The organism is Kribbella sancticallisti (assembly GCF_039530625.1).
Taxonomy (GTDB): Bacteria; Actinomycetota; Actinomycetes; order Propionibacteriales; family Kribbellaceae; genus Kribbella; species Kribbella sancticallisti.
The window spans coordinates 20395-36715 of sequence record NZ_BAAAOS010000053.1; the positions used below are offsets into that span (position 1 = coordinate 20395).

The 16321-nt window shown below is 68.6% G+C and carries 13 protein-coding genes; 3 read left to right on the forward strand and 10 right to left on the reverse strand.

Features of this window, described 5'->3' with window-relative positions:
- Window positions 1-88: 88 nt before the first annotated feature.
- From ABD255_RS32645 to ABD255_RS32690, 10 genes are all read right to left on the reverse strand, one after another.
- Window positions 89-2905, reverse strand: a complete 2817-nt coding sequence (locus ABD255_RS32645; RefSeq protein WP_344220654.1) for a helix-turn-helix transcriptional regulator — start codon at window positions 2903-2905, stop codon at window positions 89-91.
- Complete coding sequence (locus ABD255_RS32650; RefSeq protein WP_344220655.1) at window positions 2902-3477, reverse strand: MBL fold metallo-hydrolase; 576 nt, start codon at window positions 3475-3477, stop codon at window positions 2902-2904. The genes ABD255_RS32645 and ABD255_RS32650 overlap by 4 nt, the downstream gene beginning before the upstream one ends.
- 378 nt (window positions 3478-3855) lie before the next feature.
- Window positions 3856-4071, reverse strand: a complete 216-nt coding sequence (locus ABD255_RS32655; RefSeq protein ID WP_344220656.1) for a hypothetical protein — start codon at window positions 4069-4071, stop codon at window positions 3856-3858.
- A 105-nt stretch (window positions 4072-4176) separates the two neighbouring features.
- Window positions 4177-4908 carry an endonuclease/exonuclease/phosphatase family protein gene (locus tag ABD255_RS32660; RefSeq protein ID WP_344220657.1) on the reverse strand — a complete coding sequence of 244 codons (732 nt, stop codon included), beginning with the start codon at window positions 4906-4908 and terminating at the stop codon, window positions 4177-4179.
- A gap of 330 nt (window positions 4909-5238) precedes the next feature.
- Window positions 5239-6144 (reverse strand): carbohydrate ABC transporter permease, encoded by a 906-nt coding sequence (locus tag ABD255_RS32665; protein WP_344220658.1) that lies wholly within the window; start codon window positions 6142-6144, stop codon window positions 5239-5241.
- Window positions 6137-7081 (reverse strand): carbohydrate ABC transporter permease, encoded by a 945-nt coding sequence (locus ABD255_RS32670; protein ID WP_344220659.1) that lies wholly within the window; start codon window positions 7079-7081, stop codon window positions 6137-6139. Before ABD255_RS32670 ends, ABD255_RS32665 begins: the two co-directional genes overlap by 8 nt.
- A complete protein-coding gene (locus ABD255_RS32675) occupies window positions 7078-8355 on the reverse strand; it encodes an extracellular solute-binding protein (RefSeq protein WP_344220660.1) in 1278 nt (425 codons plus the stop codon). The genes ABD255_RS32670 and ABD255_RS32675 overlap by 4 nt, the downstream gene beginning before the upstream one ends.
- 163 nt (window positions 8356-8518) lie before the next feature.
- On the reverse strand, window positions 8519-9673 hold the full coding sequence (locus tag ABD255_RS32680) for a hypothetical protein (protein WP_344220661.1): 1155 nt from the start codon (window positions 9671-9673) through the stop codon (window positions 8519-8521).
- Window positions 9670-10077 (reverse strand): hypothetical protein, encoded by a 408-nt coding sequence (locus ABD255_RS32685; RefSeq protein WP_344220662.1) that lies wholly within the window; start codon window positions 10075-10077, stop codon window positions 9670-9672. Before ABD255_RS32685 ends, ABD255_RS32680 begins: the two co-directional genes overlap by 4 nt.
- Before the next feature lie 46 nt (window positions 10078-10123).
- Window positions 10124-11227: a LacI family DNA-binding transcriptional regulator gene (locus tag ABD255_RS32690; RefSeq protein WP_344220663.1), complete on the reverse strand. Its 1104-nt coding sequence runs from the start codon at window positions 11225-11227 to the stop codon at window positions 10124-10126.
- Between the two features lie 79 nt (window positions 11228-11306).
- Between ABD255_RS32690 and ABD255_RS32695 the strand changes: the two genes are divergently transcribed.
- From ABD255_RS32695 to ABD255_RS32705, 3 genes are all read left to right on the forward strand, one after another.
- Window positions 11307-11942 (forward strand): DUF624 domain-containing protein, encoded by a 636-nt coding sequence (locus ABD255_RS32695; protein WP_344220664.1) that lies wholly within the window; start codon window positions 11307-11309, stop codon window positions 11940-11942.
- Window positions 11943-11999: 57 nt separating this feature from the next.
- On the forward strand, window positions 12000-13496 hold the full coding sequence (locus ABD255_RS32700) for a DHA2 family efflux MFS transporter permease subunit (protein ID WP_344220665.1): 1497 nt from the start codon (window positions 12000-12002) through the stop codon (window positions 13494-13496).
- 211 nt (window positions 13497-13707) lie between these two features.
- A complete protein-coding gene (locus tag ABD255_RS32705) occupies window positions 13708-16203 on the forward strand; it encodes a Tex family protein (protein WP_344220666.1) in 2496 nt (831 codons plus the stop codon).
- Window positions 16204-16321: the final 118 nt, after the last annotated feature.

Sequence of the window (16321 nt, forward strand, 5' to 3'; positions counted from 1 at the left end):
GGGGATCGACCCTCATGCCCCCAGACGTGAAGCGTTACAGCCTCTCCCGTCTCGCCAACGCAGCTCGGACGCGGGGTACGTCGGAGGGCTACGTCAAGGCCCGGGCCAGCTCCCGTCGACCGGTGATACCCAGCTTTACGTAGATCCGTCCCAGGTGGTTCTCGACCGTCTTCGGGGAGACGAACAGTTCGTGGGCGATGTCCCGGTTGGTCCTCCCACTCACGGCGAGCCCGGCGACCCGGCGCTCGCTGGCAGTCAGAGAATCCTGCCCGGACGAGGACAGGCTCCGAGGCCTATCCCCCAACGCCTGCAGCGCTTCCGCAGCCCGTTGCCGTACTACGGCCGAACCGCACACCGCTGCAAGCTCCCCAGCCCGAGCAAGCATCTCCCGAGCATCCGTACGCCGGCCAACCACGCGGTAGGCCTCTCCAAGATCCACCAACGCCTTGGCGAGCTCCAGCCGAGCAGGAGACCTCTCCAGTACTGCGACCGCCTCCTCCAAGGTGGTAGCCCGACGAGCCCCTTGGCCGACGTCGACCTTCGCAGTAAGCCGCAGGGCAACCCCCAGGTCAGAAGCAGCACCCCAGCGTCTAGCGAGGTCCAACTGGTCACTAGCAAGCTGGCGAGCTTCGGCTACGGAGTCCTCAGAGCCAAGACGCAGCAGGGCCCACGCAGCCGGAGTACGCCAAGGCACTGCTGGTGGATCCAGGTGGGCAGCAGCCATCTCGTCCCGCAACCGGTAAGCATGATCCAGGGCACCCAGCGGATCGTCCTGCTCCAGCGCGACCCGCGCGCGGACCTCGTGCAGCCACATCCCGGCGATCACCCGCGGCGCGTCCGCCGTCTGTTCGTCGAAGTCCGCCAGCAGCGCCGCCGCCGCAGCGGGATCTCCTCGCTCCAACGCGGCGTACGCGCCGAAGTTCACCGCGGTCGCCCGCAACGCGACCACCTGCGGCGACAGTTCCTCGGGAGCGACCGCGGCCAGTACTCCGTCCGCGTCCGCCTCGACCGCGGGCAGATCCCCGCACCGCCAGGCCAGGAAGTCCGCGACGTTCGCGACCATGGAGAACTCGATCGGCGACCCGTTCCGGCGGACCCAGTCCTGCGCCCGGGCGATCTCCTCGCGCGCCAGGTCGACCCCGTCCGCCCCGATCAGCGACATCATCGCGAGCAACCAGCCGACCAACGTGTCCGCCTGACCGGCCGAATCCGTGAACAACGCGCCACGACGCAACGCACGCTCGGCGGTCCGCAGTACTTCGGACGACGGGCTGACCTCGTACCGCCCGCACTGCGCCAGCAAGGCCAGCAAGGTCCGCTCGTCCGACGTGTCCCCCGGCAGGTCCGCGAACCGGTGCAGGTGCTCCGACGCCTTCTTCCGCTCGCCCGGCAGGAACGACCGGATGATCCCGAGCCGAGCCTCCAGCGTGAGCCGGGCCGGACCGTCGGGCCAACCTTCCAACGTCTTCGTCAGCTCGCCGACCGCCGCCAACGGACCGTCGAGCGCCGCCGTCGCGGTCGCCGCCGCACCCAGCAGCTCCGCCCGAGCCTGTACTTCGGACGCTGCCGCCGCAGCCCGAAGGTGTCTCCGCGCGGCCCGAGCGTCGCCGGCCCGCAACAACGCCAGCCCGAGCTGGGCCTGGATCCCTTGGTCTGTGGGGCTTCCGTCGAGGGCACGCGCCAGGTAGCCGGCCGCGATCTGAGTGTCGCCTGCTGCCAGCGAGGTGGCGGCGGCTTCGCGCAGGATGTCCGTTGCGTCGGGCAATGTTCCGCTCGCCGCGTTCACCAGATGGGCGGCGATCCGGCCGGCCGGGGCGCGTTCGGCGTACAGGACCTCGGCCGCGCGGGCGTGCAGCGCGGCCTTCTCGACCGGGCCGAGGGTCGCACGCATCGACTCGCGGATCACCGGGTGGACGAAGCTGAGCTGGTCGGCGGCCGCCGCCACCAGGTTCGCGGCGACCAGCTCCTTGATGGCTGCCGACAAAGTTGCTTCAGGCAACTGTGCGACGGATCCGGCCAGCCAGAGGTCGGCTCTGGCTCCGAGCACCGCCAGCGCCCCACCGAGCTTCAGCGCGTCGGGACTCAACCGGCCGAGCAACGTCCGCGAGACTGTGCTCGAACCGAGGCTCTGCACCGCCGCCGCCGTCGCCGGATCTGTCAGCGGGCGGTCCAGCGCGTTCAGTTCGTCGAGCAAGGACTCGGCCAGGAAGGGGTTTCCACCACTGGCCGCGAGCACCGCGTCGACGACGGGCTCAGCGGGATCGGCCCCTCGATCCTTGGTCAGCGCGACGATGCCGTCGCGGCTGAGGGGTCGCGGCAACAACCGCTCGACGTGCCGGGAGACCGTCAGCTCGGCCAGCGGGCCCAGGCGATCCGGCGGCGGGCGGGTGGCGACGACGAGCGCGATCGGCAGATCGGCCACCCGCTTGGACAGGTAGGACAGGAAGCGCAGCGACGGCAGGTCCGACCACTGCGCGTCGTCGACCGTGATCAGCAGCGGTCGAGGCGAGGCGAGGTCGACGGCGACCCACCACAGCGCGTGCATCGTCCGGGCCACCTCGGCATCGCCCGCGTCCGGGTTCGCCTTGTCCAGCGCCTCCAGCGCGCGGCCGGTCGGCCCGGCGATGATCGCCTCCCGGGTCGCCCCGCTGTACCGGGAGATCGACCGCTCGACCATCTGCCGCACGACGCCCCAGGCCATCGCGCTTTCCAGTTCGTCGCCGGTCGCCTGCATCCGGACGAAACCGCGCTCCTTGGCCAGCGCCCGCGTCTCGCCGACCAGCCGGGTCTTGCCGATCCCGGCCTCGCCCTCGATCACCAGGACCTTGCCGTCGCCGTTCCGGGACGCGTCCAGCGCGGCAGCGATCCGGCTCAGCTCGCCGGGACGCTCGAGCGTCGCGTTCACCGCGCCACGCGGGAGAGCAGATCGGGGTCGCGCAGCGGCGGTCCATGGCCGAACAGCACCAGGGCCGGCCGCAGGGCCGCGAGCTTCCGCATCGACTCGCGGTTCCGCTCGACGTCGACGGTGAGGAACTTCCACGGCGCCGAAAGCCTCGGCAGCCGGAAGAAGACGTCACCACAGAGCAGGGTCCGATCGGCCTCCCGCCACAGCGCGATGTGCCCGGGCGAGTGACCCGGCACGTCCAGCACGGTGAAGCTGCCGACCTCGTCACCCTCCTGCAACTTTCGCTCGACGGGATGTGCGGGCGGCATCTTCATCCGCGCCATCAACGCGGGGATCCGTCCCTGCGCGGTGACCGGGGTAGCGGTCTCGATCGCCTCGACATCGTCCACTCCGGCCCACAGCGGCAGATCCAGCGCCTCGCAGACGGCGTGGCTGGATCCGAAGTGATCGGGATGCGCGTGCGTCACCACGTGGGCGGAGACCTGCCGACCGCGCAACTGCCGCAGGATCCTCCCCGCGGCCGCCGGCGTGCCGGCGTCGACCAGGACGTCGTCGACGAGGTACGCGTTCATGAAATGCGGTGGCCGACCCAGCAGCTGATAGACCCCATCGGTTAGCCCCCGCACGAGCGGAATCATATACACGGAGTGGGCCTTTGATCGCCCCCCGGAATTGAACGTTCAAGACGCCCTGCGCTGCGCGTACCCGTCGACGTATCGCTGCGCTGAATGGCGTTGCAGTGTGCGCATCAGCCGATCGGTGGCTTCTCTCACCAGCGGCTGGTTGATCGGCTTGTTCCGACAGGCGCTGAGGTCGAGCGGTTCGCAGACCTTCAGGTGGACCGCGCCGAAGCGCAGGAGGCGGGAGCCAATCGGGTTGACCGTCTCAGTACACGCCGCATCGGGGTCTCCCATGGCGCGCCCCGGCGCTACTTCCCTCGCCACGCCTCGCTACTGGCCGCGATCGCGGCAACCGGCCTGGCCGACCTCGTCACGCGACTGACCGCGCCCGCCACCGACAGCGCAGTACGGGCTGAGGATCGTTTGCTGGAACTCGGCCGCCGCTATCTGGAGTTCGCCGCCGAGCGGCCGGCCATGTTCGAGCTGATCTTCCGCCACGACCTCCTCGAAGGAGCAGGCGGCAATCTGCGACCGAACCATCGCCATCTGGACCGCCCTCCACGGCCTCGCCACCCTCCGAGCCACCCGCACCCTCGACCTCCTCCTCAACGACGAACCCCTCACCCCACTTGTCGACCGCGCCGTCCGAGCTCACTTGAGGTCAGCGAGTACTCCGTAGTGGTCGCTCAGCCAGACCTCGTCGATGGGGTGGTTGCCGACGAGGGTGGTTGAGGTGATGGGGAGGTTGGTGAAGATGTAGTCGATGCGGCGGCGGTGGGTGAGGTCGCCGAGGAGGCGGGCGATTTCCAGGGCGGCGACGGGGTTGTCGACGGTCCAGGTGTGGCCGGGGTCGTCGTCGCCTGCGGCGGACCACGCGTCGGCGTAGTACTGGGTGAGGTGGCGGATGGACGGTGAGGTCGGGGATGCGTTGAAGTCGCCGGCTATGACCGTGGGCATCGCCTGCTTGGACGCCAGATCCACCAAGTCCCGCATCTGGGTTTCGCGCGCCCCTTCATGCTCCAGGCGCCACGGAGTTGTCGGTACGACGAACAACCGCTCGCCGCGGTCCGGGATTTCGACAGCGACTGCCAAAGTCCACCAGTGCGGGTCGCCACGGTGTTCCCGTACTTCGATGACGCGGTGCGGCCAGCGGGTGGCGATCACGCTGCCGTGACCGAATTCGTTCGGGCCCAGGATTTCGGCCTGCTGGGTGGTGTGCGCGAGACCGGCGCCGTCGATCAGTTCGCCGAGGTGGTCGCGGGGGTGGCAGACCTCCTGCAGGGTGACCAGGTCCGGCGCCCGCCGGCGGAGTTCGGTGTTGATCAGGCCGGTCCGGCGCGGGTCGCCCGTGTCGTTCTGGACATTCATGGTGAGTACTCGCATCACCACCTCGAGTGCCCCAGGCCACCTCAGGCAATCCCGATATCACTGACAGTAAACAGCCGGATTCGAAAAGTAGTAGAAATCCGTGGAATTGCCACTTGCTGCAGAAATCGTGCGGGCAATCGCCGAAAAAACCGCAGGAATGCTGTAACACACCGCAGGTTGTGACGATAAACGGTTGAGCGGCCTGGTCTTGAGGGGGGCAAGTGGACGCTCCGGTGACTCTTCGGAGACGCCGGTGAATGTGGAGGGGGCCCCAGCAGGTGCTCGCCCGGGGCGGGGTGAGCACCTGCGGAGGGGGCCGATCCTCCGGCCGTGAGTCTCCGGCCGTCAGCCCTTGATTCCCACGTTCGCCATTCCTTCGACGAAGCGCTTCTGGGCGAAGACGAACAGCACGATCATCGGCAGCGTCGCCAGCGCCGTACCGGCCATCAGGTAGGGCCACTGGATCTCGGCCGGGTTCTGGGAGAAGATCGCCAGCCCCAGTTGCAGCGGCCGCATCGAGTCCGACGTGGTGATCATCAACGGCCAGAGGAACCCGTTCCAGGCCGCCTCGATCTGGAACACGCAGATTGTGATCAGAGCCGGCTTGATCAGCGGCGTCATGATCCGCCAGAAGATGCCGAACTCGCCGAGCCCGTCGACCCGGGCCGCCTGGGCCAGTTCGTTCGGGAGCGACACGTAGAACTGCCGGGCCAGGAAGGTGAACAACGGCGCGGCACCGAGCGGGATGATCAGCCCCCACCAGGAGTTGAGCCAGCCGATGCCGCCCTGGCCGAGGATGTTGTTGCCGCCGAACAGCGGGATCGACTTCACGATCAGGAACAGCGGCACCAAGATGATCTGGAACGGCACCAGGAGCAGCAGGATGAAGTAGTTCAGCAGCGCCTTGGAGCCCCGGATCGGCAACTTGGCCAGCGCGTAGCCGGCCGTGGTACAGACGGCCAGGGTGAACGCGGTCTCGCCGACGGCGATGATCAGGCTGTTGCGGAAGTACCGCAGGAACGGCCCGGTCTGCATCGCCTCGACGAAGTTGCGCCAGCGAAGCTCGCCCGGCAGCCAGGTGAACTTGGCGATCTCCAGGTCGTTCTTGAAGGCGGTCAGCACCATCCACACGAACGGCGTGATCATCACCAGCGCGCCGAGGCTCAGCGCGACGTACAGCAGAACCCGGCCGATCCGCAGACCCGACGGCTTCGAGCCGACGATGGGACCGGTCACCGTTGCGCTAGTCATTGACATCCGCCTTCTGGAGCAGGCGTCCGAGGCCGATGAAGATCGCGATCAGGAGCATCATGATCACGGTCTCGGCGGACGCGAAGCCGAGCCGCAGGTCCTGGAACGCGTTCTGATAGATGTCGAGCACCAGCACTGTGGTCTCGGTGCCGGGACCGCCGTCGGTCATCACGTAGACGAGGTCGAAGACCTGGAACGTGCCGACGATGGAGGTGACCAGGACGAAGAACTGCACCGGGCCCAGGGCCGGCCAGGTGACGTTGACGAACTTCTGCCAGCGGCTGGCGCCGTCCAGCGCCGCCGACTCCAGCAGGTCCCGGGAGACCCCCTGCAATGCGGCGAGGTAGATGACGATCTTCGTCCCGAGTCCCTGCCAGATGCCGACCGCCATCAGCGACGGCAGCGCCGTGTCAGGGCTGGACAGCCACTGGTTCGGGGCGAAGCCGAACAGGCTGAGGAAGCCGTTGGCCAGGCCCGAGCCCGGGTTGTAGATCCACAGCCAGATGGTGGCGATGGCGACCGTGGCCGTCACCGTCGGAATATAGAAGGCGGTCCGGAAGAAGCCGAGTCCGCGGATCTTCTGGTTCAGGCCGAGGGCGATCAACAGGGAGAGCGCCATCGACACCGGTATCACCACGACGGCGTACAGGACCGTGTTGCCGAAGGCGGCCCGGAAGTTCGCGTCCCGGAAGAGTTCGGTGTAGTTCTCGAACCCGACCCAGGCCCAGGAGTCACCGAAGCTGTAGTCGGTGAAGCTGAGCGCGATCGCGAAGGCGACCGGGATGACCAGGAAGATGCCGGAGTGCAGCAGAGCCGGTGCCAGCAGCACCCAGCCGGCCCGGACCTGGCTGCGGATCAGCTTGCGGCTGTCCTTGGCCGGAGCGGGGCGACGGGTGGTCGTGGCGGCGGGTGCGGGTCGTTCCAGTGTGGCGCTCATCGGGACTGCCCTGCCAGGTTGGCCAGCGTCTTGGCGGGATCCTTCTGACCGAGGACCGCCTGGGTGAGCTGGGTGTCGAAGTTGCCGCGCATCTCGAGCCAGTTCGCCGATCCGCCTTCGTAGATGGCGAGCTCGAGACCGCCGGCGACGAACTTGCTGAGCGGGTTCGACTTGGCCTGCGGGGAGTTGACCGCGTCCTTGTAGGCCGGGATCTTCTTGTTCAGCTTGGCGATCGCGTCGACCGACTCCGGCTTGATCAGGGACTGGATGAAGGCCCAGGCCGCGTCCTTGTGCCGGGCCCGGGAACCGATCGAGACCAGGTCGCCACCGACGAACTCGACCTCCTTGCCGCTGTCGAACCGGAAGAACTTCAGGTCGTCGCAGTTGGCCTTGCCGATGCCCTTGTCGGAGCAGTCGATCGCACCGCCGGTGATGCCCATCGCGGCCTCACCGGTGTACACCAGCGGCTGCTGGGCGGCGTTGCGCTGGCCGTAGACCTGGACGTTGTTGATCATCGACTTGATCCACTCCAGCGTCTCCACGCCGTCGGCGTTGTTGTAGTTGGGCTGCCCGTCGACGTACAGCTGAGTGCCGGTGGAGGCGAGCAGCGTCGTGTAGGTCTGCCGGAAACTGGTCGGCGCGGCCAGGTCGAAGCCGGCGCGGGTGATGGTGCCCTTGGCGTCGCGCTTGGTCAGCTTCTCGGCCGCCACCTTCAGCTCCGCCATCGACTTCGGCGGCTTGTCCGGGTCGAGGCCGGCCTCCTTGAAGGCGCTGATCCGGAGCGCGGCCGCGCGGGCGTCGGCGAGCAGCGGGTAGGCGTACAGCTTGTCCTCGTACATCGCGGCCGGGACCAGCGCGCCGATGCTCTTCTCCCGGATCACGTCGGGAGTGACGCCGTACGGCGCGAGGTCGGCGAAGATCCGCTTCGACGCGAACGGCTGGATCCAGCCGACGCCGGTGACCATCACGTCGTACGGGATGCCGGCGGCGATCGAGGTGGACATCTTCTCGTTCAGGTTCGCGTAGGTCGCGAAGTCCGGCTCGACCTTCATCTTCGGATAGGTCCGCTGGAAGTCCTTGACGACCTTGTCGAACTCCTCCCGCCCTTTCGTACTGGGCGGGAACGACGGGATCAGCACCCGCAACGTCCCGGTCGCCTCGGCCGGCGGCACGCCGTCCGTGGACTTGTCGATCACCCCGTTGCCACAACTACTGGCGGCCAGGCCGAGTACCGCGGCCAGCACCACCAATCCACTCCGGGCGCCACGTCTCACAGGGGAACTCCTTCGCTGCCGAGCGGTCCGGCGCCCTGATCGTGACGACCGGACCACCGAGTGCAGCGAAAGTATGGGAAAGGGCTTTCCCCGTCAATACCCCAGCGCTCGAATGATCAAAATCGATCAATAACGGAACAGCCACGATCACAGTTCCATGCGCTCAGCCTTCGCGCTCAGGCCCCTGGTGTTGCTGTCCTGTCTGGACTCCACCCCGACGCGAGCCCTGCTCGCCGGCAGCCAATGGCCTGGCCGAAGACATCTGAGCCGTGCCAGAGAGGCCCGCCCGCATCGCATGCTGCAGGTCGCCTGACTGCGGCGACTGCACACCGTTCGCAGCGGCCTGCGCACCAACTCCCGCCGGCTGCCGACCACGCTGCGGCTCCTGCGCTTGCTGTGCGTTCTGCGGACCTTGCGGCGTGGTCTGCTGCGTTTGCCGTGTGGACTGCTGGGGCGCGCGAGTCGCATCCAGCTCGACGCGCTGCCCCTGCTGGGGCGCCGACCACTGACCGCGCAGTGCACGCACCTCTGCGAGTCCCGCGTCCACCGCGCGTCCGCCCGCCTTGGCCGACTCGCGACGCAGCGACTGGTCGTCCGACTTGTCCAGGTCCGGCAGCGCCTCGAACGGTGGCTTCATGGACGTCTCGATGCGTTGCAGCGCTGCCTCTCGCTCCTGTTGCGGGATCAGCCCGGGCAGGTCGCTGTTGTCGTACAGGGTCTCCGCTGCCACCCGGAACTTCTGTTCCGCGTTCACGACCGCCAGGCGACGTACGACCTCGTCCCTCTCGACACCACTCGCCCGCGCGATTCCGCCGGTGAAGCTTTCCGCCGCCGGTACGTACTGCTTGTACGACCGGTTGGCGTCCGCGGAACTGATACCGGGTGCGATCTCCTCCAGCCCGAGATCGTCGATGTAGCGGTCCAGGTTGTTGTAGCTGTAGAGCTCGGTGACGCCTTCCTCGAGCCCCTTCACGCTGGGTGTCTGGAAGGCGTCCTTGGCATCGCTGTGCTGGGTTCCCTCGGCCGCGAGCACGTGGGTGTTCTCGTGTAGGACCGTCTTCACGGCCTCGCGATAGGACTGCAGCGTCTTCGGATCCTGGTTGTACACCCGGGCGTTGTCGAACATGTCCTGCAACGGCTCGGTGACCCTGGCCGCGTTGTATTCGATCGTGTTGTCCCAGGTCACGGCACCGCGAACCTTGCGGTCCGGAGCGGCGACGCCGAGCTTCCCGTTCCACGACGAGTGGTGCGCCTCGGAGATGCGGACGGCGGCCTTCGCCTGCTCGGCCATCATCTCCTTGAGGCTGGTGACCTTCACTGCGGATCAGGTTTCAACGCCATGATCAGCATGTAGAGGGACTCGTTCATTTCCAGGATGGAGGCTTCTTCGGCTGGGTCCGCGGTCTCGGCGATTCTGCCGATCTCGGCCATGCCGGCCTCGGCGCGGGCGATTCGTTCCTCGTTCGTGCCGCCGGCGGCGCCGGCTCTGGAGTGGGCGCGGATGGCGGCCGCCATCGCCGGCGAGAGTGGCTCGTCGTCGTAGGCGAGGATGTCCTCGAGGGTGGCGATCTGGCCCTCGGCGGTGCGCCTGTCGATGGCGGACTCGATCGCGGCGGCCTTGGCCTTCAGCCGGGTCACGGCGGGGGCGAAGTGAGCTGCCGGCTGGTTCTCGATCGAGTCGAAAACCTGCTGATAGTCGGCCTTGAACTCGTCGTAGTCCATGGGTGCGCTCTCCCCTGTGCTGATCGCCTGTGCTGATCGCGGGACCTCAATCTATCCGGGGCACGGCCGACCGGGGGTTGGCGTCGATGGGAGCTGCGCCACACGATGCGCGCACTCGGAGTTCCGGCAGGAGGCTCAGGTGTTGGGTGGCCGGAGCGTGCGTCGGGGTGGACTTGAGTTTGCGGAGGAGGAGTTCGCAGGCGGTCTCACCGAGGGTCAGCTTTGGCGGGCAGACGGCGGTCAGAGGTACTACGGCCATGGCGGCGGTTTCGTCGTTGTAGGCGATGACGGCCAGGTCTTCGGGGATGCGTAGGCCGTGTTCCATCGCTCGCTCGATCAAGCGGGCGGCGTGTTCGTCGGAGTGGACCAGTACGGCGCGGGCGCCGTGGGACTGGCATTCGCCGAGGAACGCGTCGAGTTGGGCGAGCGTGGTCGGGTCCTCGCCGCGGGCGGGGAGGGCGACCGGTGACACGAACAACTCCACGCCGAGGGTATCGGCCGCCTCGGCGATGCCCTTCCGGAGCCAGTACGCCGTGACGCTGGCGTTCAGGTTGATGCCGATCCGGCGATGTCCGAGTGAGGCCAGGTGCCGCAGCGCCAGCATCGCGCCGTACGCGTGGTCCGTCCGGACGTGGTCGTACTCGCGCTGCACGTGCGGGAATCCGAACGCGCGCTCCATCAGCACCACCGGTACGTCGATCGCGTCCAGGGTCCGGCCGAGTTCCGCCGCGTGGTCGTCGCCCAGCGCGGTACTGAGGAGCAGGCCGGCCACGCCGATGCCGAGCACCTTCTCCAAGCGCTCCTGCTCCACCGCCACGTCGTACCCGGAGACGCCCAGCACCAGGCGGGCGCCGTACCGGTCGGCCATTGCCTCGGCGCCGCGGATCACGTCGGTGTAGTAGAAGGTCGAGCTCGGTACGACGATGCCGACGGTGAGCTGGCTGCCCTGGCGGGGACTGGCCGCGGCGGGACTGGTGCCGACGGCGCCGCCGTGCACCCGGCGCAGCAGTCCGGCAGAATCGAGCTCCGCCAGGTCCCGGCGTACTGTGATCGCGGACACGCCGAGCTCGGCCGCCAGTTCGGCCACCCGCAGCCGGCCGTGCCGGCGCAGCGAACGCAGGATCAGCTCGTGGCGTTCCGGTGCGAGCATGCGGGTCCTCCGGGGACGGTGATCCGGATGTGATTGTTTGTGATCATACGATCATGACTGCCGACCTGAGGGAGATCGCGTGAGCGAGACCAGTGGAGCGGGCCGGACGGGGGCCGTGCTGTCGAAGCTCTCGTTGATCGGCGACCTGCTCATGCTGCAACTGGCGTTCCTGGTGCTCAGCTTCGGCATCGTCACGCTCTACCCGGCCGCGTTCGCGCTGCAGCGGGTGCTGCCGGAGGCGATCGGCCAGGAGCATCCCGCGCTGATGCGCCGGTTCTGGCGCCAGTTCAAGTGGGCCTTCAAACGCTTCTGGGTGGCCGGCCTGGCCCTGTACTTCGGCAGCATCGCCCTCGCGTTCGGGTTGTTCTTCTGGGCGTCTGCCAACGGCCCGATCCGAATCGCCGCGCTGGCGATCCTGGTCCCGTTGACCGGCATGATCGTCGGGCTCTACCTGAGCGCGCTCGCCGTGCTCCCCGACGCCCCCGAGGACTCCACCTCCCGCACGGTGTTCCGCGAGGCCAACCTCTTCCTGCTGCGACGCTCGCTCGCGATCGCGGGCGGCGTGATCGCCCTGGCCACCTGGTTCCTGCTGTTGACCCGGCTGCCGACCCTGTTCGTCGTCGGTTCCGGCCTGGTCCCGGCGCTGCTGGCCTACTGGATCGCGCGCACCACGACGACCCGGCCGAAAAAAGATTCCGGGGACGTGTCAATTTGAGCCCTGCTGGTCCGACGTAGGGGTGTAAGGCCCCACCGGACCAGAAGGAGAACGAAGATGTACGCGACGACCGAATCCCAGGCGACGACCCCGGCCGCGCCGGGCGGACGCTCGCGCTGGCTGGCGCTCTACGTGCTCTGCGCGGGCATGTTGATGATCGTGCTCGACGTGACCGTCGTGAACGTGGCGCTGCCGGCCATCCAGGACGACCTCGGCTTCACCAGTTCCAGCCTCGCGTGGGTGGTGAACGCGTACCTGATCGCCTTCGGCGGCCTGCTCCTGCTGGCCGGCCGGCTCGGCGACCTGCTCGGGCGGCGGACCATCTTCGTCGCCGGGCTGACCCTGTTCACCATCGCCTCCGTCTGGTGCGGGCTGGCCGAGTCCCAGGAGATGCTGGTCGCCGCCCGGTTCGTCCAGGGCGTCGGCGGTGCGCTCACCTCCGCGGTGATCCTGGGCATGATCGTCACCCTCTTCCCCGAGCCGCGGGAGCAGGCGAAGGCGATCGGCGTCTACGCCTTCGTCGCCTCGGCCGGCGGTTCGATCGGTCTGCTGGCGGGCGGCGTCTTGACCCAGGCGATCAACTGGCACTGGATCTTCTTCGTGAACCTGCCGATCGGCCTCGTCACCGGCGTCCTGGCCGTCAAGCTGATCGAGAAGGACAAGGGCCTCGGGATCGGCCGCGGCACCGACGTACCGGGGGCCGTCCTGATCACCTCCGCGCTGATGGTCGGCGTGTTCACCATCGTCAAGCCGGCCGCCGAACTGGGCTGGACCGCCAACCGGACGATCGCGCTCAGCCTGCTGACGCTGACCCTGCTGGCCTGCTTCATCGCCCGCGAGGCGACCGCCGCCAACCCGCTGGTGCCGCTGCGGATCTTCAAGTCGCGCAACCTGACCGGCGCCAACCTGATCCAGGCACTGTCCGCCTCGGGCATGTTCGGCATCTTCTTCCTCGGTTCGCTCTACCTGCAGCGGGTGCTCGGCTACGACGCGCTGGAGATCGGGCTGGCGTTCCTGCCGACCACGCTGGTGATGGGCCTGCTGTCGGTGCGCTACTCGGAGAAGCTGGTGATGCGCTTCGGTGCCCGTCGTCCGCTGATCGTCGGCCTGGTGCTGATCGTGGTCGGGCTGGCTCTGTTCACCCAGGCTCCGGTCGGCGGCAACTACGTCGTGCACGTCCTGCCGGTGCTGCTTCTGCTGGGCCTGGGCGGCGGCATCTGCTTCCCGGCGCTGATGGGCCTGTCGATGGCCGACGTGAAGCCCGAGGACGCAGGCCTCGCCTCCGGCCTGATCGGTACGACGGCCGAGGTCGGCGCCGCGCTCGGACTGGCTGTACTGGCCACCCTGTCGGCGACTCGCACAGAGACCCTGGCTGCCGCGGGCAAGCCGGCCCTGGACGCGCTGACCGGTGGTTACCACCTGTCCTTCGCGATCGCCGCACTGATCGTCGCCGCCGCCGTGGTGATCGCCTGCACGGTGATGCGGCCGGCCAAGGAGACCGCTCCCGCCGAGGTCGCCGCGGACGACGACGACCTGGTTCTCGACGCCGCCTGACCCGTACTGCGAACTCCCCGCGCCCCGCCGGTACTGCGAACCGGCGGGGCGCGGGTGTTCGTCGTACTGGATCCGGGGTGGTTGTCCACAGGATGGGGGCGGTGGTCGTGAACGGCCGGGTCGATAGGGAAGGATGAGGGCAGTGACGGTGGCTGCCGTGAAAGCGGCAGAATGCTCGTCTGCCAGTTGGACGTCGAGGGGATACGGGACAGTGGTCTTGCAGTCGGTCGAGCAGAGGATCGCCGAAGAGCTGGAAGTCGGTGTGGGACAGGTCCGGGCAGCCGTCGGGCTGCTGGACGAGGGCTCGACGGTTCCGTTCATCGCGCGGTACCGCAAGGAGGTCACCGGCGAGCTCGACGATGCGCAACTGCGCACGCTCGAGGAGCGGCTCAGGTACCTGCGGGAGCTGGAGGAACGCCGGCAGACCGTGCTCGAGTCGATCGAGAGCCAGGGCAAGCTGGACGACGCGCTCAAAACGTCGATCCTGGCGGCGGAGACCAAGTCGCGGCTGGAGGACATCTACCTGCCGTTCAAGCCGAAGCGCCGGACCAAGGCGATGATCGCCCGCGAGGCCGGGCTGGAGCCGCTGGCGGACGGGCTGATGTCCGACCCGACGGTGCCGCCGCTGGCCGCCGCGACGGTGTTCGTGAACGCCGAGGCCGGCGTCGCCGACCCGCAGGCCGCACTGGACGGCGCCCGCGCCATCCTGGTCGAGCGGTTCGCCGAGGACGCCGACCTGATCGGCGAACTGCGGGAGCGGATGTGGAGCCGGGGCCGGCTGGCCTCGAAGGTGCGCGAGGGCAAGGAGACCGACGGCGCGAAGTTCTCGGACTACTTCGACTTCGACGAGCCGTTCACGAAGATGCCGTCGCACCGGATCCTGGCGATGTTCCGCGGTGAGAAGGAGGACGTGCTCTCGCTGACCGTCGAGCCCGAGCCCGCCGGCGTCGAGGTGGAGGGACCCTCGGAGTACGAGGGGACCATCGCGCGCAAGGTCGGCGTGGAGAACAAGGGCCGCGCGGCCGACCAGTGGCTGGTGGAGACGGTCCGCTGGGCCTGGCGGACGAAGATCCTGGTGCACCTGGGCATCGACCTGCGGACCCGGCTGCGGCAGGCCGCCGAGGACGAGGCCGTCCGGGTGTTCGCGGCGAACCTGCGCGACCTGCTGCTCGCGGCGCCGGCCGGCACCCGCGCGACGATGGGGCTCGACCCGGGCTTCCGGACCGGCGTGAAGGTGGCCGTCGTCGACGCGACCGGCAAGGTGGTCTCGACCGGAGTGATCTACCCACACGTCCCGCAGAACCAGTGGGACCGGTCGATCGCGACGCTGGCCGCGCTCGCTGCCGCGCACAAGGTCGACTTGATTGCTATTGGCAACGGGACCGCGTCGCGGGAGACGGACAAGCTGGCCGCCGAGCTGATCGCGAAGCACCCGGAGCTCAAGCTGACCAAGGCGGTCGTGTCGGAGGCCGGCGCGTCCGTCTACTCGGCGTCGGCGTTCGCCTCGCAGGAGCTGCCCGGCATGGACGTCTCGCTGCGCGGTGCGGTGTCGATCGCGCGGCGGCTGCAGGATCCGCTGGCCGAGCTGGTGAAGATCGACCCGAAGTCGATCGGCGTCGGGCAGTACCAGCACGATCTGCCGGAGAACTCGCTGTCCCGGTCGCTCGACGCCGTCGTCGAGGACTGTGTGAACGCGGTCGGCGTCGACCTGAACACCGCGTCCGCGCCGCTGCTCACCCGGGTCTCCGGGATCACTCCGGGCCTGGCCGAGAACATCGTCATCCACCGCGACCAGAACGGGCCGTTCACCTCGCGTACGGCGCTGAAGGGGGTGCCGCGGCTCGGCCCGAAGGCGTTCGAGCAGGCGGCCGGCTTCCTCCGGATCCCCGACGGTGCCGACCCGCTGGACTCCTCCAGCGTGCACCCGGAGGCGTACCCGGTGGTCCGCCGGATCCTCGACTCGACCGGCACCGAACTGAAGTCGCTGATCGGCTCGCCGCTGCTGAAGAAGCTGAAGGCGGCCGACTTCGTCGACGACATGTTCGGTCTGCCGACGGTGACGGACATCCTGGCCGAGCTGGAGAAGCCCGGGCGAGACCCGCGGCCGGCGTTCAAGACCGCGACCTTCGCCGAGGGCGTCGACAAGATCGCCGACCTCAAGCCCGGGATGCGGCTGGAGGGCCAGGTCACCAACGTGGCGGCGTTCGGCGCGTTCATCGACATCGGCGTCCACCAGGACGGTCTCGCGCACGTGTCCGCGCTGTCGAAGAACTACGTCAAGGACCCGCGCGAGGTAGTCAAGCCCGGCGACATCGTCAAGGTGAAGGTCCTCGAGGTCGACATTCCGCGCCAGCGCATCTCCCTGACTCTCCGCCTCGACGACGAGCCCGGCGCAGCCACCTCTGGCTCCCGCCCAGGCGAAGGCCGCTCAGCCCGCTCCGGCGAGAACCGCGGCAGCGGCCAGGGTCGCGGCCCTGGTGGCGGTGGCGGTCAGGGTCGCGGACCAGGCAGCGGTGGCGGTCGCGGACCAGGCGGTGGGGGTGGCGGTCAGGGTCGCGGCCCCGGCGGATCCAGCGGCGGCGGCCGAGGCTCCGGCGCCCCGAGCCGCGGCGGCCGGTCTGGCCAGGCACAGCCCGCCAAGGAAACCCCCATGGACGAAACCTCCCTGGCCGACGCCTTCCGCAAGGCCGGCTTCACCGTCCGCTAACCGCAGCACGCCTCGGCGCCTTGGCATGCTGCCGGGCGCCGGGGGCGGACGGATCGGTCCGGGTCGGCGGCCGAAGTACAGGCGAAGCCGCTTGCGGGCTTGCGGGCTGGAGCAGCGT

Excerpts from the sequence above, each read along its gene's own strand:
- ABD255_RS32650 (WP_344220655.1), bottom strand. The coding sequence starts at position 3,477 with ATGAACGCGTACCTCGTCGACGACGTCCTGGTCGACGCCGGCACGCCG.
- ABD255_RS32655 (WP_344220656.1), bottom strand. The coding sequence starts at position 4,071 with ATGGCGATGGTTCGGTCGCAGATTGCCGCCTGCTCCTTCGAGGAGGTC.
- ABD255_RS32660 (WP_344220657.1), bottom strand. The coding sequence starts at position 4,908 with ATGCGAGTACTCACCATGAATGTCCAGAACGACACGGGCGACCCGCGC.
- ABD255_RS32665 (WP_344220658.1), bottom strand. The coding sequence starts at position 6,144 with ATGACTAGCGCAACGGTGACCGGTCCCATCGTCGGCTCGAAGCCGTCG.
- ABD255_RS32670 (WP_344220659.1), bottom strand. The coding sequence starts at position 7,081 with ATGAGCGCCACACTGGAACGACCCGCACCCGCCGCCACGACCACCCGT.
- ABD255_RS32685 (WP_344220662.1), bottom strand. The coding sequence starts at position 10,077 with ATGGACTACGACGAGTTCAAGGCCGACTATCAGCAGGTTTTCGACTCG.
- ABD255_RS32690 (WP_344220663.1), bottom strand. The coding sequence starts at position 11,227 with ATGCTCGCACCGGAACGCCACGAGCTGATCCTGCGTTCGCTGCGCCGG.
- ABD255_RS32700 (WP_344220665.1), top strand. The coding sequence starts at position 12,000 with ATGTACGCGACGACCGAATCCCAGGCGACGACCCCGGCCGCGCCGGGC.